General features: G+C 54.5%; 27 protein-coding genes. 16 read left to right on the forward strand and 11 right to left on the reverse strand.

Annotated features, from left to right (window positions below):
• The first annotated feature begins 147 nt into the window (after positions 1–147).
• Positions 148–1,323 (forward strand): HNH endonuclease, encoded by a 1,176-nt coding sequence (locus tag ACTQ3V_RS08165; RefSeq protein WP_235255331.1) that lies wholly within the window; start codon positions 148–150, stop codon positions 1,321–1,323.
• An 83-nt stretch (positions 1,324–1,406) separates the two neighbouring features.
• Positions 1,407–1,727, forward strand: coding sequence for a DUF6809 family protein (locus tag ACTQ3V_RS08170; protein WP_235255330.1), 321 nt, complete (start codon positions 1,407–1,409; stop codon positions 1,725–1,727).
• 44 nt (positions 1,728–1,771) lie between these two features.
• Here ACTQ3V_RS08170 and ACTQ3V_RS08175 read toward each other — a convergent pair whose 3' ends face one another.
• A complete protein-coding gene (locus ACTQ3V_RS08175; protein ID WP_235255328.1) occupies positions 1,772–2,731 on the reverse strand; it encodes a sigma-70 family RNA polymerase sigma factor in 960 nt (319 codons plus the stop codon).
• Positions 2,732–2,747: 16 nt separating this feature from the next.
• Entirely contained in the window at positions 2,748–3,857 is a 1,110-nt protein-coding gene (locus ACTQ3V_RS08180; protein ID WP_441467091.1) for a DUF6076 domain-containing protein, read from the reverse strand.
• A 148-nt stretch (positions 3,858–4,005) separates the two neighbouring features.
• On the opposite strand from ACTQ3V_RS08180, the gene ACTQ3V_RS08185 reads away from it, so the two are divergent.
• The 5 genes from ACTQ3V_RS08185 to ACTQ3V_RS08205 all read left to right on the forward strand — a co-directional run bounded on the left by ACTQ3V_RS08185 (position 4,006) and on the right by ACTQ3V_RS08205 (position 9,131).
• Entirely contained in the window at positions 4,006–5,082 is a 1,077-nt protein-coding gene (locus ACTQ3V_RS08185) for an AAA family ATPase (RefSeq protein ID WP_235255324.1), read from the forward strand.
• Positions 5,083–5,272: 190 nt separating this feature from the next.
• Positions 5,273–5,584 (forward strand): plasmid mobilization protein, encoded by a 312-nt coding sequence (locus ACTQ3V_RS08190; protein ID WP_235255322.1) that lies wholly within the window; start codon positions 5,273–5,275, stop codon positions 5,582–5,584.
• 2 nt (positions 5,585–5,586) lie between these two features.
• Positions 5,587–7,053, forward strand: coding sequence for a relaxase/mobilization nuclease domain-containing protein (locus ACTQ3V_RS08195; protein ID WP_235255320.1), 1,467 nt, complete (start codon positions 5,587–5,589; stop codon positions 7,051–7,053).
• 49 nt (positions 7,054–7,102) lie between these two features.
• Entirely contained in the window at positions 7,103–7,381 is a 279-nt protein-coding gene (locus ACTQ3V_RS08200; protein ID WP_235255319.1) for a hypothetical protein, read from the forward strand.
• Between the two features lie 70 nt (positions 7,382–7,451).
• Complete coding sequence (locus tag ACTQ3V_RS08205) at positions 7,452–9,131, forward strand: recombinase family protein (RefSeq protein ID WP_235255316.1); 1,680 nt, start codon at positions 7,452–7,454, stop codon at positions 9,129–9,131.
• A 140-nt stretch (positions 9,132–9,271) separates the two neighbouring features.
• On the opposite strand, the gene cysK is transcribed toward ACTQ3V_RS08205, so the two are convergent.
• Positions 9,272–10,201 (reverse strand): cysteine synthase A, encoded by a 930-nt coding sequence (gene cysK, locus ACTQ3V_RS08210; protein ID WP_441467092.1) that lies wholly within the window; start codon positions 10,199–10,201, stop codon positions 9,272–9,274.
• Positions 10,202–10,336: 135 nt separating this feature from the next.
• Here cysK and ACTQ3V_RS08215 point away from each other — a divergent pair, with 135 nt between their 5' ends.
• The 6 genes from ACTQ3V_RS08215 (at position 10,337) to ACTQ3V_RS08240 (ending at position 13,582) form a co-directional block, all read left to right on the forward strand.
• Entirely contained in the window at positions 10,337–11,056 is a 720-nt protein-coding gene (locus tag ACTQ3V_RS08215) for a peptidoglycan recognition protein family protein (protein WP_441467093.1), read from the forward strand.
• On the forward strand, positions 11,053–11,409 hold the full coding sequence (locus tag ACTQ3V_RS08220) for a hypothetical protein (protein ID WP_441467094.1): 357 nt from the start codon (positions 11,053–11,055) through the stop codon (positions 11,407–11,409). The genes ACTQ3V_RS08215 and ACTQ3V_RS08220 overlap by 4 nt, the downstream gene beginning before the upstream one ends.
• 31 nt (positions 11,410–11,440) lie before the next feature.
• Complete coding sequence (locus ACTQ3V_RS08225) at positions 11,441–12,145, forward strand: ATP-binding protein (RefSeq protein WP_441467095.1); 705 nt, start codon at positions 11,441–11,443, stop codon at positions 12,143–12,145.
• A 68-nt stretch (positions 12,146–12,213) separates the two neighbouring features.
• On the forward strand, positions 12,214–12,762 hold the full coding sequence (gene mnmM, locus ACTQ3V_RS08230) for a tRNA 5-(aminomethyl)-2-thiouridylate-methyltransferase MnmM (RefSeq protein WP_441467096.1): 549 nt from the start codon (positions 12,214–12,216) through the stop codon (positions 12,760–12,762).
• Between the two features lie 39 nt (positions 12,763–12,801).
• On the forward strand, positions 12,802–13,329 hold the full coding sequence (locus tag ACTQ3V_RS08235) for a hypothetical protein (RefSeq protein WP_441467097.1): 528 nt from the start codon (positions 12,802–12,804) through the stop codon (positions 13,327–13,329).
• A gap of 13 nt (positions 13,330–13,342) precedes the next feature.
• Positions 13,343–13,582, forward strand: a complete 240-nt coding sequence (locus tag ACTQ3V_RS08240) for a hypothetical protein (RefSeq protein ID WP_441467099.1) — start codon at positions 13,343–13,345, stop codon at positions 13,580–13,582.
• Between the two features lie 50 nt (positions 13,583–13,632).
• Here the strand turns inward: ACTQ3V_RS08240 and ACTQ3V_RS08245 are convergent, their stop codons facing one another.
• The 8 genes from ACTQ3V_RS08245 to proB form a co-directional block, all read right to left on the reverse strand.
• Complete coding sequence (locus ACTQ3V_RS08245; RefSeq protein ID WP_441467100.1) at positions 13,633–14,901, reverse strand: diaminopimelate decarboxylase; 1,269 nt, start codon at positions 14,899–14,901, stop codon at positions 13,633–13,635.
• Positions 14,902–14,928: 27 nt separating this feature from the next.
• Entirely contained in the window at positions 14,929–15,162 is a 234-nt protein-coding gene (locus tag ACTQ3V_RS08250; protein ID WP_441467101.1) for a DUF3006 domain-containing protein, read from the reverse strand.
• The gene (locus ACTQ3V_RS08255) at positions 15,159–16,031 is read right to left on the reverse strand and encodes a ComEC/Rec2 family competence protein (protein WP_441467102.1); all 873 of its coding nucleotides are present in this window, start codon (positions 16,029–16,031) and stop codon (positions 15,159–15,161) included. The genes ACTQ3V_RS08250 and ACTQ3V_RS08255 overlap by 4 nt, the downstream gene beginning before the upstream one ends.
• Positions 16,031–17,527, reverse strand: coding sequence for a sodium/proline symporter PutP (gene putP / locus ACTQ3V_RS08260; RefSeq protein ID WP_441467103.1), 1,497 nt, complete (start codon positions 17,525–17,527; stop codon positions 16,031–16,033). Before putP ends, ACTQ3V_RS08255 begins: the two co-directional genes overlap by 1 nt.
• A 215-nt stretch (positions 17,528–17,742) precedes the next feature.
• Positions 17,743–18,348 (reverse strand): CYTH domain-containing protein, encoded by a 606-nt coding sequence (locus ACTQ3V_RS08265; protein WP_441467104.1) that lies wholly within the window; start codon positions 18,346–18,348, stop codon positions 17,743–17,745.
• On the reverse strand, positions 18,348–19,595 hold the full coding sequence (locus tag ACTQ3V_RS08270; RefSeq protein ID WP_441467105.1) for a glutamate-5-semialdehyde dehydrogenase: 1,248 nt from the start codon (positions 19,593–19,595) through the stop codon (positions 18,348–18,350). The genes ACTQ3V_RS08265 and ACTQ3V_RS08270 overlap by 1 nt, the downstream gene beginning before the upstream one ends.
• Before the next feature lie 49 nt (positions 19,596–19,644).
• Entirely contained in the window at positions 19,645–19,797 is a 153-nt protein-coding gene (locus ACTQ3V_RS08275; RefSeq protein WP_441467106.1) for a hypothetical protein, read from the reverse strand.
• Entirely contained in the window at positions 19,794–20,603 is an 810-nt protein-coding gene (proB, locus tag ACTQ3V_RS08280) for a glutamate 5-kinase (RefSeq protein WP_441467107.1), read from the reverse strand. Before proB ends, ACTQ3V_RS08275 begins: the two co-directional genes overlap by 4 nt.
• 260 nt (positions 20,604–20,863) lie before the next feature.
• Between proB and zapA the strand changes: the two genes are divergently transcribed.
• Genes zapA through ACTQ3V_RS08295 form a run of 3 tightly spaced genes read left to right on the forward strand, consistent with a single transcriptional unit; the run spans position 20,864 to position 23,771 of the window.
• Positions 20,864–21,175 (forward strand): cell division protein ZapA, encoded by a 312-nt coding sequence (zapA, locus tag ACTQ3V_RS08285; RefSeq protein ID WP_441467108.1) that lies wholly within the window; start codon positions 20,864–20,866, stop codon positions 21,173–21,175.
• Entirely contained in the window at positions 21,172–23,202 is a 2,031-nt protein-coding gene (locus ACTQ3V_RS08290; protein ID WP_441467109.1) for a U32 family peptidase, read from the forward strand. The genes zapA and ACTQ3V_RS08290 overlap by 4 nt, the downstream gene beginning before the upstream one ends.
• Complete coding sequence (locus tag ACTQ3V_RS08295; protein ID WP_441467110.1) at positions 23,202–23,771, forward strand: Maf family protein; 570 nt, start codon at positions 23,202–23,204, stop codon at positions 23,769–23,771. Before ACTQ3V_RS08290 ends, ACTQ3V_RS08295 begins: the two co-directional genes overlap by 1 nt.
• Positions 23,772–23,787: the final 16 nt, after the last annotated feature.

Consider the following 23,787-nt stretch of genomic DNA (forward strand, 5'->3'; position numbering starts at 1 on the left):
CCACCTCCAAATACATTATAATCGGGTTTCAAATATTGTCAACACTTGTCAACACTATTTAATTTTGACTTTTCCCCGCGCCATATTGTGATTTTTGGGGAAACACGTTAAAATAAAAATGAATTTTGCTAAATTGGGAGTGAGTTTATGAAAAATTTTCCGCACCAAATTAATGATATCCCCAAATTAATTGCAGCGCTGAGAGTATACCAAGATTTGCTAATTGCAGGGGCTGACACATCTGACGATGAAGTTCTTGGATACGCTATGGCCTCCGCACTTGTGTACAAATTCAGGAATCAAAGGGACGACTCTCCTTCCGCTATTGCTGCCAGAATAGAGTCGGAAAAGCAGAAAACACCGCAAAATCAAGGGGCCCGTACTGCGGCAAGAGACATTCGGCGTTTCTTTGAACTCGCTCATTTCGTTGATGCTCACGGAATCACAAAAATGGGGCAAAACATACTGGACGCAGGCGGCGATGTCAAAGACCCTGTTGTACAGCATCTGTGGCGCAATGCTATGCGGGATATTGCGCTTCCAACTACGAATACATCCATAAATAGCGTCTCTCATCCCTATCAGGTGTTGTTAAATTTAGTAAAAGCGCGACCTAACTTAAGCAGAGATAGACTGGCACTTGCATTAGAGGCAGAGACTGATTCCGATGAAGAACTTCAGAGGATTTTGCACATTGCAGATTTGCCAGACTGGATCGATCAAATTCATTGCTCAGAGGCACAACGCAGAAATGCGGTGAAAATACTGCCTGCAATCGCCAGACAAATTGGTGATATCACAAACACTGGCCAGATTCGCCAAAAAAATGCTGTCGTTGCACCCGGAGTTGACCGCCAACAGAATGAAGCAATTGAAGATTTTGTTTGTTACAATTATGAAATAGCTGAAGAAGAGTATCCGGATACGTTTGCTTATTCTGGAAAACCTAAAGCCAAGCGGTCCCCTGTAAGCAAGGACAAGCAAAAGGCCTATCCCAGAGATCGAGCGGTTGCAGTAAACGCACTTGTACATGCAAATCATGCTTGTGAAGTTGATGCCAGTCATGGGACATTTGTTCGCAGAAGCAATAACAAACCCTATACTGAGCCGCATCATCTGGTCCCACTCGCATTTTCGGACAGCTTTGATGTGTCTCTCGATATTGAAGAAAATGTTATTTCTTTGTGCAGCACTTGTCACAACCGTATCCACTACGGCAAAGATGCTGCAGAGATCGTGAAAAAGCTTTACGACCAAAGAAAGGATCTGCTCCAGCAGGTTGGAATTGAGATTACATTGGAAGAACTTCTTTCTATGTATTGACCTTTCCGAACCAAAGGAAATTTTGGAGCTGGCTATTTCATTTCTTCTGTGCTATTGTGTGTTGCTACCAGGAGGTGCAACATATGAACAAGCTGCTCAAAGACCTGTATGACTGCTTCTACACCCCACCGGAGCTCCCGGCGCAGAAGCAGGAAATCGAGGAATGCCACCAAGCCCTCATTGAAGCGTTGGAGAAACCGGAACGGCGGCTGGTGCTGCAGATCATCGATGCCAAAGACCGCATCGTGGAGGACACATCCATTGACAGCTTTATCTCTGGATTTGAGCTGGCATGGCAACTCTCCATGGAGCTGAATCAATATGAAAAAGAGCGCTCAGTCTCTCGCTGTACGGCGAAGAGATTGGGCGCTCTTTCTATGTCTGGGAAGAGAGATCCAAAATAAGCGAATAGCAGTACGGTATCAGGCTGATGTCCGGTACCATACTGCTATTTTTCTTTGTTCTCCAATGCGTCACTGAATATCTTATGGACACGCGCCAGCGTAACGACCTCACAGATAAACTGCTCCGCCAGATCCTTCTCATCAATCCATGTAGTCTGTGGCGGCACATAGTAGCCATGGTCAGCCTCCGCTTCCGCTCTGGCCTTGTTAATGGCTTTCTGCATGGAGCGCCACTGTCCATAGGAACCGGAGTAGAGTTCCTTCTTCAATTTGCGAAGCGCGCTCTTATATGCTTTCTCCGCACCACTGGGACCATTGTAATTAAGTCGAATGGCCAGTTCCTGAAAGGTCATCCCTTCCTCGTCCGGCTGGCCAATGCCGAGATAGTAACGCACCAGATTTCGTTCCCTGGGCTTCAGCACATCTTCCATCAGCTGGAGCAGAAGCACCCGGCGCATATAGCGGTCATAGTCCTTGGCCGGATCTCCACCGTAGCTGATGTAATTCACCCGGTCTCCCAGCAGCCAGATGTTGAACACGGTTCGATATTCCTTCAGCAGCTCCGCCGCCACCTTTGGGGATACCTCTAATTGTTTGCAGACAGCATCAATGAGCGCAGGCTCGGATTCGTCCTGCGCCTCGGCACAGACATAGGCTACCCTGCGAAGCTGGTGGTACCGGCTGGGCGGGATGCTGATCGTCAGCGCCCCGTGGGTGCCATAATCCATCATGGCCGATTCCATGGCTGGCGTTGCGTAGGTCAGCAGCTTCGTCCCATAGGAAAGATCAAACTGCTTCGCCGCCTCCAGAAGCGCCATGGCACCCTCCTGTTTCAAATCTTCTATCTCACACCACTCAGTATTCTTCAAAGCCAGTTCTGTAAGGTACCCTTCGTTCTGTGAGATAAGCAGATCCGCAGCCTTTCTATCTCCGGCCTGTATCCGCAGAACCAGATCTTCATTGCTGGGGCAGTCCCCGGCAATGTTATACATATTCTTTGACATGGGACCGCCCCCTTTCTTACTTCAAGCGTTTTCTGGCTTCCGCATAGACATGTTCCTGTTCCATGTCCTTCTCATAGCCGTTGGCGGCATAATCATTGTCCATCAGAGCCTTGTCCCGATAACACTCCGCTACATACAGCGCCTCCCGGCGCAGCTCATCGGAGATTTTTCCTCTCTGGTGATGTTTGCGTATGGTATTGGTGCGGGTCGAGAACAGGCGGTAGATGGGATGCTGTTTGTTCTGTTCCTTCTGCCGCATCATAGCTCCGTACTGCCGGCAGGTCATGCGGCTGTCCTGGGGTGCGATGCCGTCACAGTATTTCGGCATATGACCGTTGGTGGTCAAGAAGTATTTCCCGCAGCCCCGGCATTGGCTGGGAGCATGGCCGTGATGCAGTCCATTCATCAGGTCAAAGGTATAGAAATCCACGAGCCGCAGGAAGGACACCCGGTTAACAAACACCATTTCTTTTTCGTTCTTCGGACTGCGGGCAAACACATAACTGGATGTCAGTTCTGGATGAACAGAAAACTGTTCCATGTCCCAGCTCTGCAGCTCCTGCATTTCTTTCCAGAATTGCTCACTGTTGAAACAGTCGTGTGAGGCGATGGCAAAGAAAGTCTCATTCCGTTTTTTCAACCGCCGTAAGTAATCCAGCTCAAAAAATTTGCCTACTGTAACAAAATGTAAAATGGCGACAGGGATTCGCGTGATGGCCGCGCAGAACATCAGGAATTCTTGCTGAAACTCTGAATGCGGGACTCGTATTTTGGGGAGGGCACTTTCATCAAATAGGAAATTGATTTGTGCCAGTTCTTGCCCATGGTCGTTGTAACAGAAAGGTGGATACCGCCAAATCAGTTCCGCCAGATACATGATACGTTCACGAAGCAGAGGAAAAACCTGAGCGGCCTCCTGTTCACTACCTTGTACCACCACAGGGAGGAGAAAAGTAGGCGCACCACCGCTCTGGATGAGCTCCCGCAATTCATCATCTGAAATATTTAGAATGGACGCAGCGAAGTGTCCGGCGGGAAATTCCTGCTCCTGATAAAAGACTTTGTCATTCCAGATATCGAGCGTGGTTTGAACGAAGCTGTTGTTCTGCTGTATTCCCAGCGGCATTTTTTCGTCCTCCTGTCCCATATCTTCTCTAATGCTGTCTTGCGACAATCTCATTATATCAAAATCCACAGAATAATCAAGTGAAAGGACAAGAGCTACGGTGGCCGCGTGGTCTCTGTCCTTATCTTTTTTACAAGGAGACGATCCAATGAACAAAAGCAAACGACTGCAAACCATTGACGGAGAGAGCCTGATGAGCCTTCCACTTACGCCGCTGAACTTCGTGGTGGATACGCTGCTGTCCCAGGGACTGCACATCCTCGCTGGCTCACCAAAGGTAGGCAAGTCCTGGCTGGCGCTGTGGCTGTCCGTCATGGTGGCAAAGGGAGAATCCGTCTGGGGGATGACCGTCAAACAGGGTACCACCCTCTACCTCTGCCTGGAGGACTCCACTCTCCGTATTCAAAACCGACTGTTTGAGATCACGGAGGACGCTCCCGGAAATGTCCACTTCACTACCCAGAGTGACATCCTGGGCAAGGGTCTGGAGGAGCAGCTCTGCACCTTCCTCACCGAACATCCCAACACTGTGCTGGTTATCATCGACACGCTGCAGATGATCCGCGGCACCAACTACGACAACACCTACGCCAACGACTACCGCGACCTCTCTGCTCTGAAACGAATTGCGGATACCCACGGCATCGCTATCCTGCTGATCCATCATCTGCGAAAGGAACCTGCCGATGATGTATTCAGCCGCATCTCCGGTACGACTGCTATCAGCGGCGCGGTGGATTCCAGCTTCACACTGGTGGAGAGCAAGCGCGGCAGCGGACAGGCTGTGCTGCACTGCATCGGGCGGGACATCGAGTATCGGGAGATCGAACTGAAACGCAGCGAGGAAAATATCTGGGAGGTAGTCAGCGACAGCAAGGAGGCGCGGCCGATGAAGTTGGAGAGCCGCGTCACATTTCTTCTCTCTGAATTTATGAAACAGAGAACAGATTTTATCGGCACTCCCACCGAACTCTCACAACAAATCGACCCTGCCGGTGTCGAGAAGATCACACCGAAGAAAGTATCCCGACTGGTTCTGCAAAGCGTTGACGCTCTAAGAAAAACTGGTATTTCCGCCTCTGTCAGAAGGAGCAATGGCAAGCGGCTCATCGAGCTGCGCCGTGCCGATAGTGTCGATATTCCCGGTGCCGGAGAAAGCGGCACTTGCGACCCTGCTGAGGCCACAGGAGGCGATTTGCGGGTCTTTCCCGGCGAGGTGGAGTAAACGCCCACAGCAGTACGAAAGCCCGTTTGTGGCCCGTTTTTGCGGAGGGTTACGGCAGAGGGAAGAATCACCTCCTTGGAGGTGGCCAGCATCGCGTTTGTCTGGTCTACGGCAACGCCGCTGCCCGACTCCCGCATGAATTCCGGGCAGAAGCCCGGACCCACTTCATCTACGATTGGGAGGAAACGACATGAAAAAAGATATTAAATTCAGCACTCGGATGACTTCTGAAAACCGCACGAAAATCAAAGCACTGGCAGCAAAATCCGGAATGTCTATGAGCGACTATGTAACTGCCTGCTGCCTGGGAAAGCAGGTGGTGGTCATCGACGACCTGAAAGAAGTGCTGAAGGAGCTGAAGTCCATCGGCAGAAATCTGAACCAGCTCGTCACCCTGGCGCACATGGGGCGAGTGGCTGTGATCGATTTGGAAAGCGTATGTCGAGCGTTCTCTGAACTCTGCGACGCCGTCCGAATGATCCTGGAACGAAAGCGGTGGTGACTATGGCGATCATCAGCTTCACCAACTACAAGCGGGGACAGAGCGGCGGATGCATGGGGGCCGTGATGCGGTATACCATGCGGGATAAAAAGACCGAGTTCGAGGGGCGGCGGTTGGTCACAGGCATCAACTGTCAGCCGGAATCTGTCTATGCGGATTTCATGACCACCAAGCGGCTTTACCACAAAACGGACGGTGTGCTGTTCTACCACATGGTACAGAGCTTCCCGAAAGGCGAAGCAGTCGACCCGGTCACCGCTCACACGGCTGCGCTGAAGCTGGCGGAGTACTATGAGGGATACGAAGTTCTGGTCTGCACCCACACAGACCGTGACCACATCCATTCCCACTTCATCATCAACTCGGTCAACTTCGATACCGGACGGAAACTGCACATCGCCAAAGAACAGCTGCAGGAACTGCGGCAGCGCAACGATCAGGTCTGTGCGGAGTTTTCTCTCCCTGTGTTTCAACCCAGGAAACGAAAGCAGAAAACAAAGGCTATGACCATCGGAGAGTATCACACGGCGGCCCGCGGTCAGAGCAAGAAGCTGCAGCTCATGAATATCATCAACGACTGTATGCGCCACGCTTCCAACCGCGAGGAATTTATTGCTCTGATGGAGAGCGAGGGCTACAAGGTTCGCTGGGAAAAGTCCCGAAAGAATATCACCTACACTACACCCAGCGGTTGGCAGTGCCGTGACCGCCTGCTGTTCGGTGACAAATACTTGAAGGAGAACATGGAATATGAATTCAGGATCAGAGAAGAAATTATCTATGGACGAGCTCATGGCCCTGAACCGGCCCGAGCCTTCACCGCAGCCGACAGCGCAGGAGTCGAGTTCACCGATCACACCCATCGTCATTCAGTGTCCGCTGCCGGAGGCTCTGACGATGCTGACACAGAAAACAGAATCCATCGGGTGGGAAGTGCGTGGGATGCGGGAGTATCTTCCGAACCTGAGATCCCACACGGATCTGACAGCAGTACAGAACAGCATGGCGGAGATCCAGAAATCGTTGACGGAGATGACCACTCTGCTGGAACAGGCTGGGAAGAAGAAAGAAAAGCGTACCTGCAAATGGCTGGACTGGCTTCCGGACTTCGACCTGATCGTAGTGGCCAAATGGATCGTGCTGGTGCTGCTCATCGTGGGCGCGCTGCTGGGGATGGGGTATGGCACAGCGACAGTGGTCAGCAATATCCGCAACCTGTTTCTATGAAGCCGCTCTACGCTGGACTGTATGGTCTGGCGGCAACCGGAGCGTTATTGGAAGATGGTAACGAAGATGCCGAGGAACGTTACCGCCGTATCCAGGCAGAACAGGAATCCAAAAATATCGGCGCGGTCATCGGACTGGTGGCTGGCGTAGCCATGGTGCTCACGCAGGATGAGCAACCAGCTACAGAACAGCAGTGGTCCGAAGATCAGCAGGCAGAACAAGCACAGCAGCAGACCATGTAACGGTCTGCTATTTTTATTGCCCAAATTGATTTTGGGGGAAAGGATCTTTATGAAAAGCGAATACGAGATCTATCGAGATACTGGAATCCTTGGCGGCTATATCCCTGAGCGCGTTGTTGCCCGCCGTGATGAGAATACGGTCACGCCCATTTTCCGTGACACTTCGTATTGGTATACGGACAAAGGGTTGGAACTGCACCGTGAAATGATCGTGGGTGAGAGAAGATTCCTCATTCGTTCCATCCTCTCCAACGCTGAGAAAGCGAGAACACCTACGGAGCAAATGCTCCAAATCATCGACAGCGATTTGGAAAAAGGCTCGATTTAAGAATAGACTTTGGGCAGGAGATGCGGTATGTTTGTTGATACCGTATCGGCTTGCCCGGAAAGGAGTAACAATGGCAAGCAACGAAAAATACACCATCCTCTATGGCCGGCTGAGTCAGGAGGATACACAGAAAGCAAACAAGACGGATGACTCCAACAGCATCCAGAATCAGAAACTTCTGCTGGAGAAATACGCTGCTGAGAAAGGCTTCACCAATACCCTATTCCTGTATGACGATGGCTACTCCGGGACTAACTTCAACCGCCCCGGCTGGCAGCAGGTCATGGAGATGATGGAAAACGGTCAGGTGGAAACCCTCATCGTGAAGGACATGTCCCGGCTGGGCCGTGAGTACCTTCAGGTGGGTCAGTACACCGAACTCATCTTCCCCAGCTACGGTGTACGCTTCATCGCCGTCAATGATGGCGTGGACAGCCTGTACGAGTCTACCAACGACTTCACACCCTTCCGGAATCTCATGAATGAATTCTATGCCAAGGACTGCAGCAAGAAAGGCCGCTCCGTAGTTCGGCTCAAAGCCGAAACTGGCGCCAGAGTTTCCTCCCGTCCACGCTATGGGTATATGAAAGACCCGGCAGACCCCAAGCGACACATGGTACCTGACCCGGAAACAGCTCCGGTGGTACGGTATATCTTCGACCTCTGTCTTTCCGGAAAAGGACCTTCCCAGATTGCAAAGCAGCTCAAGAAGGACAAGATCCCCACGCCCGGTTATCACTACTACCAGAAGAATAGCGTAGAGCTGACCAACACCAATATTACCGAACCCTATAATTGGTCCAGCAAAACGATTGCCGGAATTCTGGAAGATGAGACTTATCTGGGCCACACTATCAACCTGAAGTCCACCACGCTGTCCTTCAAGAACAAGAAGCGTATCGAGCGTCCGGAATCTGAGCAGCTCCGCTTCGAGAACACCCATGAAGCACTTATTACGCAGCAGACTTGGGAGATCGTACAGGAGATTCGCAAACACAAGCGGCGTCCGGCAAAAATGGAGGAGCAGAATATCTTCTCTGGATTGATTTACTGCATGGACTGCGGTGGCACGCTGGTACTGCACCGGGCGCATACCATGGATGCGGTAAAGAACAACTTCATGTGTTCCGTCTATAAGAAGAAAGGTAAGGACGCCTGCACAGCTCACTACATTCGGGAGCAGGAGCTCAATGCCATCCTTCTGGATGACATCCGCCGTGTCACACATTTCGCCCGTCAGAACGAATTACGATTCGCAGAACACATCCGCAAGAAGCAGGGCAAGGAGGCGCAGCAGGAAATCACGGTGCTCCAGAAGAAGATCGACACCATGCAGAAGCGCCAGACCGAGCTTTCGAAGCTGTTCAAGCGACTCTACGAGGACAGCGTCCTTGGCCGTATCCCGGACGAGCAGTACCGCATCCTGTCTCGGGAGTACACCACCGAACAGAAAGATATCCAGGAGCAGCTTCCTTCTATGGAAGCACGGCTTCAGGAACTGAAAGACTCCAGCTCCGACATCGCCCGGTTCATCGAGAACGCCAAACGGTACAGTGAGATTCCGGAGCTGACCTCTGAGATCCTGCGCATCTTCATCAAGCGGGTAGAGGTCGGAGAGCGTGCGGAGAAATACTCCCGCACAGCACCGCAGGAGGTACGCATCTACTACCGTGACATCGGTCTGGTGGATGAACTGCCTCAGAGCATGGCCGAGGCTGTGGCTGAGCAGGTACCCGTTGAGGTCGCATGAACAGAAAAGGGAGGCTGTGCTAAAACACAGCCTCCCTCCACAGGAACAAATATTAACTTATTTGGGTAGGTTCACAAATTGTCCCTATGAAACGCCGGAGAATGCTGCGAAGCCTTTTTTGTCGTATGAGCAAAACAAAATCAATCCTGAAACAACGGTGTGGAGAAGTAGCGCTCGGCTGTATCGGGCAGAATGGTGACAACGGTTTTGCCAGAACCGAGTTTTTTGGCAAGCTGGATGGCTGCCGCAACATTGGTACCGCTCGAGATACCGCACATGAGTCCTTCCAAGCGCGCCAGATCTTTGGCGGTCTGGATAGCCTCGTCATCGGTGACGATGTAAAGATGATCGTAAATCTTCGTGTTTAGGTTGTTCGGGATAATACCGTCTCCAATACCCATCTGCAAATGGGTGCCAATCGAGCCGCCCGAGAGGATAGCTGCGTTTTCCGGCTCGACTGCCCAGATTTCCAACTGGGGATTTTGTGCCTTGAGCACTTCGCCAATGCCGCTTATCGTGCCGCCGGTGCCAAAACCGGAGCAGAAGCCGTCGATTGGGCCGCCAACCTGTTCGAGAATTTCCGTGGCGGTGTGATGACGGTGAACAGCGGGATTGGCCGGATTGTCGAACTGTCCAGGAACAAAGACCTTTGGGTCATTTTTAGCCATTTCGTCTGCAATTCGTTGACATTCTGCAATACAATCGCCGATATTGCCGGCATCATGTACCAAAATTACTTCAGCGCCATAATGCTGTACCAGCTTGCGGCGCTCTTCGGAGACCGAATCCGGCATAATAATTTTAACCTTGTAGCCCTTCACTGCACCGCAAAGCGCAAGGCCAATGCCCTGATTGCCGCTGGTGGGTTCTACAATAATGGTATCCGGTCCGATTAAGCCGCGCTGCTCAGCGTCCTCGACCATATTGAGTGCCGTGCGCGTTTTGATGGATCCGCCGACGTTTAAGCCCTCGAATTTGACAAGCACCTCGGCGCAGTCTGCGGGAACCATACGGTTCAAGCGTACTATCGGCGTGTGGCCGACTGCTTCCAGGATATTGCTGCATATCATCGTAAAATCTTCCTCTCAAACGTGTCTGACATACATTATAGCACAACTTTCTGCATAAGGATAGAATGGATTGACCAAATAGAGTCAATCCAACCTTCTTTTTTTGGAGTTTATGCAGGGAGGAGGTGAAAGGTGATGGAAATTCATTTTCAGCAGGCCAATTCAGGGAATTATCTGTCCGCTGCACGTGGGAAGAAGGAAATTCTTTATCTGGTGATTCATTTTACGGCGAACGACGGTGATACCGCCAAAAATAATGTAGATTACTTTAAAAATTCCAATATTTCTACTTCAGCCCATTATTTTGTCGACGAAAACGAAGTATGGCAGTCCGTGCGTGATGCGGATATTGCGTGGCATTGCGGAACCAAAGGTACTTACTTTCATCCATATTGTCGCAATGCCAACAGCATCGGCATTGAGCTGTGCAGTCGCATCAAGAGCGGCAAATATTATTTTCAACCGGGTACGGTGGAAAACGCGGTGCAGTTGGCGCGTATGCTGATGCAAAAGTACGGCATTGCGCCCGACCATGTGGTGCGGCACTATGATGTGACGCATAAAAACTGTCCTGCGCCGTTTGTGGAAAATGCAGCGGCATGGCAGGACTTCAAGAGGAGACTGACAGAGGAGGTGGATGATATGACGGTAGATGAGGTCAAGAACCTGATTGCGCAAAGTAAAACAGTGTACAGCACCGTAGCATCCGTGCCAGAGTGGGGGCGTGCGACGGTGGAAAAGCTGGAGAGAAAAGGCTGGCTCAAAGGCGAAGGCGGTGCTGCGGGGCTCAACCTTCCGGAGGAGATGCTTCGTGTGCTTGTCATAAATGACCGGGCAGGCATTTATGGGGATTGAGTAATAAAAAACGGCGAAAGCAACATGCTTTTGCCGTTTTTTCTTCTATTTATAGAAATCATTCGAGATTGCCACATATGCTGGAAACTTCTTTTCGTCCATCATTGGGCGGCATTGCAACGCATGCAATTATGGGGGATATCATGGTCCAACGCGCAACATTGTGCATCGGCATCTCGCTGCGTGCTTTCTGCGCAAGCCTTTTGGAGATGAGCCATGCTCTCGCGCAGGCTATTTTGGGCTTTATGATTCTGGTGATTTACGGTTTCGGTTTGGTCATCTTTATGCCAATAAAAATTTGCGCTGCATGTTGTCAAAACAACATACAGCGGGGGAGGATTACGTTATACTGAGGACAATCGAAATACATGGGAGGATACCGCGATGATGCGTAAAATTATTGAGATTGATGAAGCAAAGTGCAATGGCTGCGGCCTGTGTGCGAATGCGTGCCACGAGGGTGCCATCGGCATGGTGGACGGCAAAGCCAAGCTGTTGCGCGATGATTACTGCGACGGACTGGGTAACTGTCTGCCAGTTTGTCCGACTGGAGCAATTACATTTGTCGAGCGGGAGGCTGCGGCCTACGACGAAGCGGCAGTACAGGCTAATCTGAGCGCGAAGCAGGCACAGCAGCCGTTGGCTTGCGGTTGTCCCGGCAGTCAGGCGCGCGCAATTGAGCGCACGACAGCTGCGCCGACAGCTTCGGCTGTGCCTGCGGCATCTGAACTGCGTCAGTGGCCGGTACAGATCAAGCTGGTTCCGGTGCATGCGCCATACTTTGACGGGGCGCACCTGCTGGTCGCGGCGGACTGTACGGCCTATGCTTACGCAAACTTCCATCAGGACTTTATCCGGAATAAGATTACTCTTATCGGTTGCCCAAAACTGGACGAAGGCGATTATAGTGAAAAGCTGACCGAAATCATTCGCAGCAATAACATTAAAAGCGTTACAGTTGTGCGCATGGAGGTGCCGTGCTGTGGCGGTATCGAACATGCGGTGCGTACGGCATTGCAGGCGAGCGGCAAGTTCCTGCCGTGGCAGGTGGTTGTCGTTTCGACCGACGGAAAGATTCTTGAGCAGTAAGCTGATAGGCAAAACCGTCTGTTTGTGCTACAATGAAAGCGAAACATGGCATAAACGGAGGGGAACGGATGAATACGTTGGATGTAGTACATGATTTTTTGCGGCGTCAGGTGAAGACGGGCGCATTCTGCATTGACGCGACGGCAGGAAAGGGGCGCGACACTGCGCTGCTGTGCCGTTTGGCTGGCCCGAAGGGCCGCGTGCTCGCGTTTGATGTACAGCAGGATGCTGTGTCACAGACCTGCGCGTTGCTGGAAACGCAGGGCCTGAACGCTGAGGTTGTATTGGACAGCCATGCGAATATGGCGCGTTACGCCGCACCGGAAAGCGTGGACTGCATTGTGTTCAATTTCGGTCGGCTGCCGGGCGGAGACCCGAAAATCTTCACTACCGCTGCGTCATCTATTCCGGCAATCGATGCGGGGCTATCGCTGCTGCGCCCGGGCGGTGTGATGGCACTTGCACTCTATTATGGCAAAGAAAACGGATATGAGGAGAAAAATGCGGTTTTACAGCATCTAAAATTGTTGAATGATCGAACCTTCACTGTTCTGGCCTGCGACTGGCTCAACCGGAAGCATGACCCACCGCTGCCTATTTTTATCTGGAAAGAATAACGCGGATATGCTATAATCGGCAGGAAGGAGGGATGCAGCATGCCTTGGTGCCCCAAGTGTAAGGCAGAATACCGGGAGGGATTCACAGAGTGCAGCGCCTGTCATGTGCCGCTGGTGGATGGCTTGCCTGAAGAAAATGCGGCGTCAAAACGGGAAAAGTTTGTCCTGCCGGACGGCATGGAAAAGCCAATTGTGGTTTACACGGCTAAAAATCGACTGGAGGCCACGACAATCTGTGATATGCTGCATGAAAACGATGTAGTGGCATACGACCGCCCAGCTTCTTTCGGTCAAATCGTTGATTATACCGGTGCAGACAGCCGTTTTGGTCTGTCGATTATTGTGGACGCGAGTCAAACCGCACGGGCGCGAGAACTGATTGAAGAGATGCACCGCAACCTTTCGGAAACGCCGATTGATGAGGAAGCGCTGGCGCGTCTGGCAGAAGAACAGGCAATGGACATGCCCGAGCAGCCTATGGAGGACAATGTTTCTTTCAAGCTGCTGCCGCTGGTGATTGGTGTGATCGTGGTCGCGCTGGCGCTGCTGTATTTGGTGGCGAATTGAAGGAGGCGAATTTATGCCGTGGTGCCCAAAATGCGGAGCAGAGTTTCGCAAGGGATTCACTGCCTGTAATACGTGTCATGTCAAGCTGATCGACCATAAGCCGGACGGTACGGAGACGGTGGAAGAGCTTTCGTCGCCGCCCGAGGGCTGGGAGCGCGAAAGCCCGAAAAAGCAGCGCATGCTGCGTATTCTGCGTGCGCTGACGATGGTGCTGCTGGCGCTCGCGGCGGCGCTGTTGCTGCAAAACATGTGAAAGTATGAAAAAAGCGTGCACTCCATTGGAGTACACGCTTTTTTGTTGTCTTATTCAAGGATATCGTCAAACAGGCCGGTGAAGTCCAGCGTTGCGAAGTAATCCTTCGGAGTTTCCGCACGGCGAATGAGTTCTACCGAGCCGTCTTCGTGCAGCAGCAGCTCTGCCGAGCGCAGCTTGCCGTTGTAGTTATAGCCCATCGAGAAGCCATGTGCACCGGTATCGTGGATATAAATATAATCGCCGATATCAATGCGGGGCAGGTTGCGGTCGATGGCAAATTTGTCATTATTTTCGCACAGACCGCCGGTTACGTCATAGGTGCGGTCGTGCAGCGCGTTTTCCTTGCCCAGTACAGTGATGTGGTGGTATGCACCGTACATCGCCGGACGCATCAGATTGGCCGCGCACGCATCCAGACCCGCATATTCCTTGTAGGTATGCTTGTGATGGATGCACTTGGCGACCAGCGCACCGTACGGCCCAAGGATAAAGCGGCCCATTTCGGTGTAAATGGCTACGTCATCCATACCAGCCGGAGCGAGGACTTCCTCATACGCGCGGCGCACGCCTTCGCCGATGGCCATGATGTCGTTGGGCTCCTGCCAAGGCTTGTAGGGGATGCCGACGCCGCCGGATAGGTTGATAAACGCGATGTGCACACCGGTTTCCTTGCGTACCTCGACCGCCAGCTTGAACAGAATACGTGCGAGAGCCGGATAATACTCATTGGCCACCGTGTTGGAAGCGAGGAACGCATGAATACCAAAGTGCTTGACGCCCTTGGCCTTCATATACTTAAACGCCTCAATGAGCTGCTCGCGGGTCATGCCGTATTTGGCTTCCTGCGGGGTATCCATGATTTCGTTTTCCAGAACAAAGTCGCCGCCGGGATTGAAGCGGCAGGACATGGTTTCCTTCCACTCGCCGACCTTATCATAGTAGTCCAGATGCGTGATGTCGTCAAAATTGACGATGGCATCCAAATCGCTGGCCAGCTTGAAATCCTCGTTCGGGGTAACATTGGAGGAGAACATAATGTCGTGTCCGGTGATGCCGCAAGCCTTGCTCATCAGCAGTTCGGTGTAGCTGGAGCAATCGCAGCCGAAGCCCTCCTCGTGGAGCAACTGGATTAAACGCGGATTGGGGGTCGCCTTGACCGCAAAATACTCCTTAAAGCCCGGATTCCATGCAAAAGCCTCCTTGACTTTGCGCGCATTTTCGCGGATGGCCTTCTCATCATAGATGTGGAACGGAGTGGGGTAGGTCTTTGTGATATCCTGTACCTGTGCGAGTGTCAAAAAGGGTTTCTTTTCCATTGGTTTTTTCGCCTTTCCTTTTAGGGTTTATTCATCGAATTGTTTGCCGAGGATGCGCTCAAAACGGCGGCGCATATCGTCCTCGAGACGTTGGGTTTCAATCTGATCGATTTCCGCGATGCGGTCGTCTCGGATGATGACGACCATACCCTCGCCCAGCATAGCGGGAGCGTCGGTGCGGGGGAAATTGACCATTTTTCCACCGATTTCAACAACCACATCATCGCCTTCAAAGCGATCGACAATACCGGTCTGTTTCATGCAGCATTCTCCTTGCTTGATGACGGTGGGTGAAGCGGGAGGATTACGGTGCCGCGTTCCGCGGTAATGCGGATGTCGGTTACTCCCGCAAGGGACAGATTTTGCAGCGTTTGCGGGTCGGGGTGGCCGTAGTCGTTGTCTACGCCGCAGGAGATGACGGCAACGGATGGTTGAACGGTTTGCAGAAAGGACTGAGAGGACGAGGTTGCCGCGCCGTGATGCCCTATCTTGAGCGCATCGCAGCGCAAGGTTGGGTAATGTGCCAAAAGCGACTGTTCGGCGGCAGCTTCCGCGTCGCCCATTAACAGCACTTTCTGCTCGTCGGCCTGAAACAATGTGATGAGTGAACGGTCGTTTAGGTTATCACTCGGTACATCGTCCGCAGGACCGAGAAAGGTGAGCGAAGCGCCGGAGTCAAACGCCAGAATATCGCCCGACGTGGGAACGGTAGGCTGAACGCCTTGTGTTTGCAGTGCGTCCAACAGGTCGGAAAAAGAGGAGGTGTTCTGCGTTTCCGACCCCATGTAGAAATGCTCGACCGGAAACGTCTGAAGAACCTGTGCCATGCCGCCCATATGGTCGGCATGTGGATGGGTGACAACGGCTGCATGCAGTCGAGATACGCCAAGGTCCTGAAGATACCGGACAATCGCCGGTCCGCTTTCCGCCGTGCCTGCGTCTACCAGCACGGCCTGCCCGCCCGAAAGCAGCAGCGCTGCATCGCCCTGACCGACGTCAATGAAATGCACGGCGGTTTCATCTGTCAGCTGCTGCCGCGGGAGCAGGTGCTCGGCGGCCTGTAGAACGCCGCTCAGCACGAATGCAACGGCAGCCGCGCACCAGAGAAATATCCGAAGTTTGCGTTTCATCATTCCTCACAGGTGCGATAGGAATCGAATTGATCGGTAACGGCCTTGGACGGAGCGGGAGTGAGCAGGCTGACCACAAAAATGGCGATCATACCGCAGACAAAGCCGGGGACAATCTCATACAGCTCAAAGATACCGCCGGACAGCTGCGCCCATATCAAATCGACTACACCGCCGACGATGATGCCGGCATACGCGCCGTATTTATTGGTGCGGCGCCAGAACAGCGAGCAGAGTACGAGCGGGCCGAAGGCGGAGCCGAAACCGGCCCAAGCGTATTCGACCAGACCGAGTACGGTGCTGTTTTGATTGGTGGCGATAAAAACGGCGATCAGTGCGACCGCGATAACGCAGATGCGGGAAACCCACATCAGCTCGGACGGAGAGGCGTTCGGACGGATCTTGTTATGATAGAAGTCTTCAGTGATGGCGGAAGCAGTGACCAGCAGCTGGCTGTCGGCTGTGGACATGATGGCTGCCAGAATCGCAGACAGGAAAATACCTGCGATAAACACCGGGAAGATGCGGCTGACCATGTTGATGTAAATGGTTTCTTCGTTGCCGGCGGTGACCAGCAGGCCGTCGCCCAGAAACATGCGGCCGGAAACGCCGATCAGCACGGCGGCCGTCAGCGAAATGAGCACCCAGATAGAGGCAATACGGCGGGATTTCTTAATCGCGCCGGGCGAGGAAATGCCCATAAAGCGGACCAGAATATGCGGCTGGCCGAAGTAGCCGAGGCCCCAGGCGAGCAAGGATGCAATACCGAGCACCGTGTAGGGAGTATTGGTTGCGCCGTCGACAAACATATTCAGGAAGTTGGGGTTGAAGGCTTCCACCTGTGCCAAAAAGTCGGACGGACCGCCGAGAGAGCTAATCGCAATCGAGGGTACGGCGATGACGCAGAAAAACATCAGCAGGCCCTGAAAAAAGTCGGTCCAGCACACGGCAAAGAAGCCGCCTGCGAAGGTGTAGGAAATAACGACAACTGCGCCCACCAGAAGCGATACCATATACGGGATACCGAATACGGAGGAGAACAGCTTGGCGCAGGACACAAAGCCGGAAGCGGTATAAAACAGGAAGAATACCAGAATGAATACGGCTGCGATGACTGAAATCATGCCGCTTTCATCCTGAAAGCGGTTTTTAAAAAACTGGGGCAGCGTGATTGCATCGTTTGCAACCTTGGTATACTGGCGCAGGGGTTTGGCAACCAGCAGCCAATTCAGATAAGTACCTACGGCAAGTCCGATGGCGATCCAGCCGGCAGAAATACCGGACAGATATGCGGCGCCGGGCAGACCCATCAGCAGCCAGCCGGACATATCGGACGCCTGAGCGCTCATCGAGGTGACCCAGGAGCCGAGCTTGCGGCCGCCGAGAAAATAATCGGTCGTCGTTCGGCTTTTGCCCATGAAGTACATGCCGATACAGATCATAAAGATCAGGTATACGCCAAAAGCGGCGATCGTGATGATGCTGTCAAAGTTCATGTGTATTTACCCTCCCAAAATTCATGTTTATTATACATGGAAACTGCTTTTTTTGCAAGAACACGGGAAGAGAATTGCGAGGCTGGATAAAAATATACGCTTTGCACAATTTTATGCACATTTCTCTTATAGCAGTTATCAGAAACGTCTGCGCACAGAGCGCAGGCATAACAAAAGAGGCTGCGTATATGCAGCCTCTATAAAAGTGCGGAGGATTATAATTGCATCGCCCGTGCCAGCTTGCTTTCCGGCTCCGGAACGAGCGAAAGATGTTCGGCAAGCTCGGCGGCAAGCGCGTGAAAAGCATCCTCGCTGCCGGCGACGTATTCCAGCTCGATTTCGCACAGCGGTGCGGTTTTATCCCCGTGCCGCAGCGTGCCCTGATCAAGGGCCAACTCACACACTGTGTTGCCCAGTTGCAGCAGAATAGCACAGCGCCGGAAATTCACTGTGCAGATGACCTCCAGCGGAGCGGCGAGCGCCTGTGCGCAAAGCGTCAGCGGTGCGCCTTTTTTGGGTAGGATAGCAAGCCCTTCCGCGACCGTTTGCGCCATGCACTCGTATTCTTCGTGCGCACGCATTCCCTCCGGTGTGTTTTCGTTGCGCAGCTTGAGGCAGCATATGCTCCGGTCGTTCTCCTTGCGTATGCGCAGCGCGGCTTGCTGCCGGCGCAGTAAGCCGTCTGCCGTGTCGAAATACTGCGACTGCATATGCAGCGTCCGGCTCTGTGTGCCAATGCGGGAGGAGGCCCATAAAAGTGCCTGCCCCAACAATCCTTCGTTCGCGCGCCACTTATATTCCTTCTCCATGCCTTTGTTCATCAGCGCACCTGCCCGTTTCCGTAAATGATATATTTGGTGGTGGTCAGCGCAGTCAGGCCCATCGGGCCACGCGCATGCAGCTTTTGGGTGGAAATGCCGATTTCCGCGCCGAAACCGAACTCAAAACCGTCGGTAAAGCGGGTGGAGGCGTTGACGTAGACCGCCGCTGCGTCCACTTCGTCAAGAAACCGCTGTGACGCGGCGTAGTCGCGGGTGACAATGCACTCGGAGTGACCGGTGTTGAAGCGGTTGATATGGTCGATGGCCTGGTCCAGCGAGTCGACCACTTTGCAGGAAATTTCGTATCCAAGATATTCGCGGCCGTAGTCCTCGTCGGTCGCGGGCAGCACCGCGTCCCCGAGGATTTCCATGGTGCGCGGGCAGCCGTGCAGCACAACGCCGTCGGGCGCGAGGCCCTTGGCGGCCATAGGCAGGAACTGCGCGGCGATATCCTTGTGTACCAGCAGGCTTTCGGCGGCGTTGCATACGCTCGGCCGCTGACACTTGGCGTTGACCAGAATGTGCTGCGCCATATCGAGGTCGGCGGAGGCATCGACATACACGTGGCAGTTGCCCGTGCCGGTTTCGATGACAGGGACGGTCGCGTTCTGCACGACTGTGCGAATCAGCCCCGCGCCGCCGCGCGGGATGAGCACATCCAGATAGCCGTTTAGTTTCATCATCTGGTTTGCGCTCTCGCGCGAGGTGTCCTCAACCAGATTGATTGCGTCTGCGGGCAAACCCTCTGCTTCGAGCGCCGCGCGCATCAGCTTGGTCAGGCACATCGAAGAGTGGAAGGCTTCCTTGCCGCCGCGCAGGATACAGGCCGAGCCTGCCTTGAAGCACAGCGCTGCCGCATCGACCGTGACGTTGGGGCGTGCCTCGTAAATGATGCCGATAACGCCCATCGGTACGCGTTTCTGGCCAATCAGCAGGCCGTTGGGACGCTTGTGCATGCCCAGCACCTCGCCGATCGGATCGGGCAGCGCGGCAACCTGTCGGCAGCCCTCGGCGATGTCTGCAATGCGCTTTTCATCCAGCATCAGGCGGTCAATCAGCCCATCAGACAGACCGGCAGCGCGGCCGTTTTCCATGTCTGTGCGGTTGGCGGCGATGATTTCGTCCGCGTGCGCGCACAGCGCATCCGCGATGGCGAACAGGCCGCGGTTTTTATCGTTTGTGCCGAGTTTTGCCACCGCGTGCTTGACACGGCGCGCATCCTCAGCGATTTCCAGCAGTTTGCGCATGGTATTTCACCCCGTTTATTCAGAAATCGGTATTGATAACCGGCAAGGCTCAGCCCAGCCAGCCGTTGCAATAAGCCTGCACGCCCAGAAACGCGCCGATAGCCGCGCCAACGAGCGCCGCAATGACCTGCGCCTTGGAAAAAAAGCGCAGATTGCCGCCGCAGAGTACATCCGTCAGACGGTGAAAGTGAAATTTTGTCATACGCGCTCCTCCTCCCGTGCAAACAGCGTGCCAACCGGCTTGCCGTCCACAATGTCATACAGAATATCGTCCTTATCGCCGTTGGCCACCAGCATGGGAATGCCGGCGTCCATGCACAGCTCGGCGGCGGTGATTTTTGTGGCCATGCCGCCCGTGCCGTGTGCCGAGCCTGCGCCGCCCGCCATGCGGCGGATTTTTGCGTCGATTTTGCCTACATGTCCAATCAGCTTGGCCTGCGGGTTTTTGCGAGGATCGGAATCATACAGCCCGTCAATATCCGAGAAGATGACCAACAGGTCGGCATCGCACATGCGCGCGACCACGGCGGAAAGGGTATCGTTATCACCGAAGTTTTCAATGTGCTTGAGCTCTGCGGTAGCGACCGTGTCGTTTTCGTTGACGATTGGCACAACGCCCGTGCGCATGAGCGCAGTGAAGGTGTTGTGAATGTTTTCGCGCTGGTCGTCGTCGATGATGTTTTCGCGCGTGAGCAGAATCTGCGCGACGTTGATGCCATATTCGAGGAACATTTTGTCGTAAATGTGCATCAGTTCACACTGGCCGACCGCGGCGGCAGCCTGCTTCATCGCAAGCTCACGGGGCCGCCCGCCGAGCCCAAGTTTGGCAGCGCCCACGCCCACCGCGCCGGAGGAGACGAGCACCATGTCGAACCCGCGGTTTTGCAGGTCGCTGATGGTGCGCACCAGCCGTTCGATGCGGCGGATGTTGAGCTTTCCGTTTTCGTATGTCAGCGTCGAGGTACCCACCTTGACCACAATGCGGCGGACCTCGTTGATATGCAGCATAAATCTCACCTGTTGTTTGTCCGGCATCTTAAATCCGGACGGAATAGTTCATTTTTATTTTAGCACAGTGCAGCGTATCACACAAGGCAAACAAAAATCTTTTACAAATTTATGCGCCGGCATCGTTGTGTACAAAAAAAGTGAAGCAGACTGCGCATCTTTGCACAGATTTTGTGTTCCAAAAGAGGATGGGTTGTGGTATACTATATTTTATCAAATTATGCCTTTTAAGCGACTATTTTGCGAAAGGAAGGATTTGCATGGCAAATCGTGTGACCATACAGATTGCCGGACAGAAGTACACCATGCTGGCGGAGGAATCTGTGGAATATATGAATGAAGTGGCGGAGCTGGCGCAGCAGACCATCGCGGAGTGCGGCGGTTCGGCGTCGTTTGCGTCCACACGGGCGCTGGCTCTGGCGACAGTCAACCTTGCTGACGAATATATCAAGGCCAAAACGGCCGCAGAGGCTGCGGAAGCCAAATGCCGCGCGCTGGAAGCGGAAAACACTGCGCTGCGGCAGCAGGTCAACCGAAACGGCGCGGCGCATCTGAGGAATCGTCACAAATGAGCCAGGTAGAACTACTTGCACCCGCCGGTTCGCCGGAGGGGGTGCGTGCGGCCGTGCAGTCGGGCGCGGGCGCGGTGTATATGGGCTTCGGCACGTTCAACGCGCGCCGGGGTGCGAAGGGATTTGCGGCCGACGAGATGGCGGACGCTATCGCCTACTGCCGCGCACGCGGCGTTAAGACCAATATCACGCTGAATATCCTTGCGGGCGACCGCGAACTGGATGCGGCGCTCCGTGACGCGAAGTTTCTGTACGAGGCGGGCGCGGATGCGTTGATTGTGCAGGATTTGGGGCTGGCGCGTCTGATTCATGCGCACGCGCCGGATTTTGCGCTGCATGCCTCCACGCAGATGACCATTCACACGCTCGACGGCGCAAAGCAGGCGCGCGACCTTGGCTTTTCGCGCGTGGTGCTCAGCCGCGAGTGTACGCGGGACGAGGTGCGCCTGATCACCGAGCAGGCGGGCGTCGAGACCGAGGTGTTTGTGCACGGCGCGCTGTGCATGTGCTATTCGGGACAGTGCTACCTGTCGGCCGTCATCGGGCAGCGTTCGGGCAACCGCGGCCTGTGCGCGCAGCCCTGCCGCCTGCCGTATAACGGAGGCTATCCGCTCTCGCTGAAGGATTTGGCGCTGGCGGGGCATGTGGCGGAGCTTGCCGACCTCGGCGTGTCCTCGCTTAAGATTGAAGGTCGTATGAAGCGGCCGGAATACACCGCAATTGTCACGAAAATTTACGCTGATTTGCTGCGTGAGCACCGCGAGCCGACCCCGGAGGAACGCGACACACTGCGGCGCGTCTTTTCGCGCGATGGTTTTACCGACGGCTACTATACCGGCAAAAAGGGCGAGGAAATGTTCGGCACCAAGACCGACGTGCCGCTACGCGACGTGCAGTCGTTGTACGACGAGGCGTCGCACCGGTTTGCCGAGGGCAAGGAAGCGCCGCTGGTGCCGGTCTCATTGTGCTTTACCGCGCGCGAGGACACGGGCGCGGTGCTCAGTGCGGACGGGGTTTCGTCCGCCGCGGCTGTCGAGCGGGCGCGTACCCGATCGACCACGCCGGAAATGGTAGAAAAATCCCTGCGTAAGACAGGCGGCACGCCGTTTTATATCAGAAACTTACGCATTGAGATGGAGGATGGCTTGGCGCTGCCCGCCTCCACCATCAACGCCATGCGGCGCGATGCGCTCGCGCTGCTGCTGGCCAAACGCGCGGCTCCGCCGTCACGGGACTGGCTGGAGGGTCGGCTGCTTGCGCGCGATGACGACAGCCGTCCGCGCACCGGCTTTTGCGGATATACCGCGTCTGTGCGTACCAAGGCGCAGGCGGACGCGCTGCGCGACTTGGGGCTGGAAACCATCTATGTGCCGCTGGATGTTGCGGCGCAGACTGGCCTGCCCGCCGTGCTGCCGCGCGTCTTTTCGGACGCGGAGCAGCCGGAAATCGAAATGCTGTTGGGCGAGGCGATGAGTCGCGGCACGAAAACCGTGCTGGCGGGCAATCTTGGCCACATTGCGCTGGCGCGGCGGCTTGGCTTTGCCGTGCACGGCGACTTCGGCCTGAATGCGTTTAACAGCAAAACGCTGCATGCGCTGGCTGAAATGGGTGTGCAGCGGCAGACGCTGTCGGTCGAAGCGCGTCTGGCGCAGATTCGAGACATGCGCGGACCGCTTGAAACCGAAATGATTGTCTATGGTCATCTGCCGCTGATGATTTTTGAAAACTGCGCGATTCGCCGTCAGCACGGCGGCAAGTGCAGCTGCGAGAATGGCGTCACCTATCTGACCGATCGCCGCGGTGAGCGCTTTGCGCTGCTGCCCGAATATGGGTGCCGCAATACGCTGCTGGGCAACCGGGCGCTTTGCCTGCGTGAGGATGTGCGTCCGCTCGGCGTACAGACCGCGCGGCTGCTGTTTACGATAGAAACGCCGGAGGAGTGCGCTCGCATCGCTTGCGCGTTTCTCGAAGGCAACCCCTTGGAAGGGGAATTCACCAACGGACTGTATAAAAGAGGAGTCGAATAATGCAAATCGTTCTGGCGTCCGGCTCGCCGCGCAGGCGGGAGCTGCTGGCGCTGATTACCGAGGAATTTACTGTCTGTCCGGCTGACGCAGATGAAACGCTGCGTCCCGGTGCGCCGCTGGAGGAAGAGGTCGTGCGTCTGTCGCAGCTCAAAGCGCAGGCGGCACGGCGACTGCATCCGGAAGCCGTCTGCATCGGGTCGGATACGATGGTTACGATAGACGGCCTGCCGCTGGGCAAACCGGCGGATAGAGGGCAGGCATCGGACATGCTGCGCCGTCTGCGCGGGCGCACCCATGAGGTGCTGACCGGGTTGGCCGTGCTGCCGCCTGCGGGCGAGGCGCGCACGCTGTGCACTCGCACCCGGGTAACCTTCCGCGCGTTTGATGAGGATGAGCTTGCAGCCTATCTTGACACGGGTGAGCCGCTGGACAAGGCGGGCGCTTACGGTATACAAGGGCACGGCGCGCTTCTCATCGACGGCATTGAGGGCGACTATTACAGCGTGATGGGCCTGCCGGTGGCGGGGCTGCATGTGATCCTGCGGCAAATGGCGCGGGAGATGTGCTGAAACCCGCGCGTTTTGG

This window comes from Candidatus Agathobaculum pullicola (assembly GCF_052117205.1).
GTDB lineage: Bacteria > Bacillota > Clostridia > Oscillospirales > Butyricicoccaceae > Agathobaculum > Agathobaculum pullicola.

Bases quoted from the DNA above. Each gene is read 5' to 3' on its own strand.
- ACTQ3V_RS08185 (WP_235255324.1), top strand. From the start codon at position 4,006: ATGAACAAAAGCAAACGACTGCAAACCATTGACGGAGAGAGCCTGATG.
- ACTQ3V_RS08235 (WP_441467097.1), top strand. From the start codon at position 12,802: ATGCCTTGGTGCCCCAAGTGTAAGGCAGAATACCGGGAGGGATTCACA.
- ACTQ3V_RS08250 (WP_441467101.1), bottom strand. From the start codon at position 15,162: ATGAAACAGACCGGTATTGTCGATCGCTTTGAAGGCGATGATGTGGTT.
- ACTQ3V_RS08290 (WP_441467109.1), top strand. From the start codon at position 21,172: ATGAGCCAGGTAGAACTACTTGCACCCGCCGGTTCGCCGGAGGGGGTG.
- ACTQ3V_RS08195 (WP_235255320.1), top strand. From the start codon at position 5,587: ATGGCGATCATCAGCTTCACCAACTACAAGCGGGGACAGAGCGGCGGA.
- ACTQ3V_RS08295 (WP_441467110.1), top strand. From the start codon at position 23,202: ATGCAAATCGTTCTGGCGTCCGGCTCGCCGCGCAGGCGGGAGCTGCTG.
- ACTQ3V_RS08270 (WP_441467105.1), bottom strand. From the start codon at position 19,595: ATGCGCAAACTGCTGGAAATCGCTGAGGATGCGCGCCGTGTCAAGCAC.
- ACTQ3V_RS08245 (WP_441467100.1), bottom strand. From the start codon at position 14,901: ATGGAAAAGAAACCCTTTTTGACACTCGCACAGGTACAGGATATCACA.
- proB (WP_441467107.1), bottom strand. From the start codon at position 20,603: ATGCTGCATATCAACGAGGTCCGCCGCATTGTGGTCAAGGTGGGTACC.
- ACTQ3V_RS08240 (WP_441467099.1), top strand. From the start codon at position 13,343: ATGCCGTGGTGCCCAAAATGCGGAGCAGAGTTTCGCAAGGGATTCACT.
- putP (WP_441467103.1), bottom strand. From the start codon at position 17,527: ATGAACTTTGACAGCATCATCACGATCGCCGCTTTTGGCGTATACCTG.
- ACTQ3V_RS08275 (WP_441467106.1), bottom strand. From the start codon at position 19,797: ATGACAAAATTTCACTTTCACCGTCTGACGGATGTACTCTGCGGCGGC.
- ACTQ3V_RS08170 (WP_235255330.1), top strand. From the start codon at position 1,407: ATGAACAAGCTGCTCAAAGACCTGTATGACTGCTTCTACACCCCACCG.
- ACTQ3V_RS08180 (WP_441467091.1), bottom strand. From the start codon at position 3,857: ATGCCGCTGGGAATACAGCAGAACAACAGCTTCGTTCAAACCACGCTC.
- ACTQ3V_RS08255 (WP_441467102.1), bottom strand. From the start codon at position 16,031: ATGAAACGCAAACTTCGGATATTTCTCTGGTGCGCGGCTGCCGTTGCA.
- ACTQ3V_RS08215 (WP_441467093.1), top strand. From the start codon at position 10,337: ATGGAAATTCATTTTCAGCAGGCCAATTCAGGGAATTATCTGTCCGCT.
- mnmM (WP_441467096.1), top strand. From the start codon at position 12,214: ATGAATACGTTGGATGTAGTACATGATTTTTTGCGGCGTCAGGTGAAG.
- ACTQ3V_RS08265 (WP_441467104.1), bottom strand. From the start codon at position 18,348: ATGAACAAAGGCATGGAGAAGGAATATAAGTGGCGCGCGAACGAAGGA.
- ACTQ3V_RS08165 (WP_235255331.1), top strand. From the start codon at position 148: ATGAAAAATTTTCCGCACCAAATTAATGATATCCCCAAATTAATTGCA.
- ACTQ3V_RS08175 (WP_235255328.1), bottom strand. From the start codon at position 2,731: ATGTCAAAGAATATGTATAACATTGCCGGGGACTGCCCCAGCAATGAA.
- ACTQ3V_RS08205 (WP_235255316.1), top strand. From the start codon at position 7,452: ATGGCAAGCAACGAAAAATACACCATCCTCTATGGCCGGCTGAGTCAG.
- zapA (WP_441467108.1), top strand. From the start codon at position 20,864: ATGGCAAATCGTGTGACCATACAGATTGCCGGACAGAAGTACACCATG.
- ACTQ3V_RS08225 (WP_441467095.1), top strand. From the start codon at position 11,441: ATGATGCGTAAAATTATTGAGATTGATGAAGCAAAGTGCAATGGCTGC.
- cysK (WP_441467092.1), bottom strand. From the start codon at position 10,201: ATGATATGCAGCAATATCCTGGAAGCAGTCGGCCACACGCCGATAGTA.
- ACTQ3V_RS08200 (WP_235255319.1), top strand. From the start codon at position 7,103: ATGAAAAGCGAATACGAGATCTATCGAGATACTGGAATCCTTGGCGGC.
- ACTQ3V_RS08190 (WP_235255322.1), top strand. From the start codon at position 5,273: ATGAAAAAAGATATTAAATTCAGCACTCGGATGACTTCTGAAAACCGC.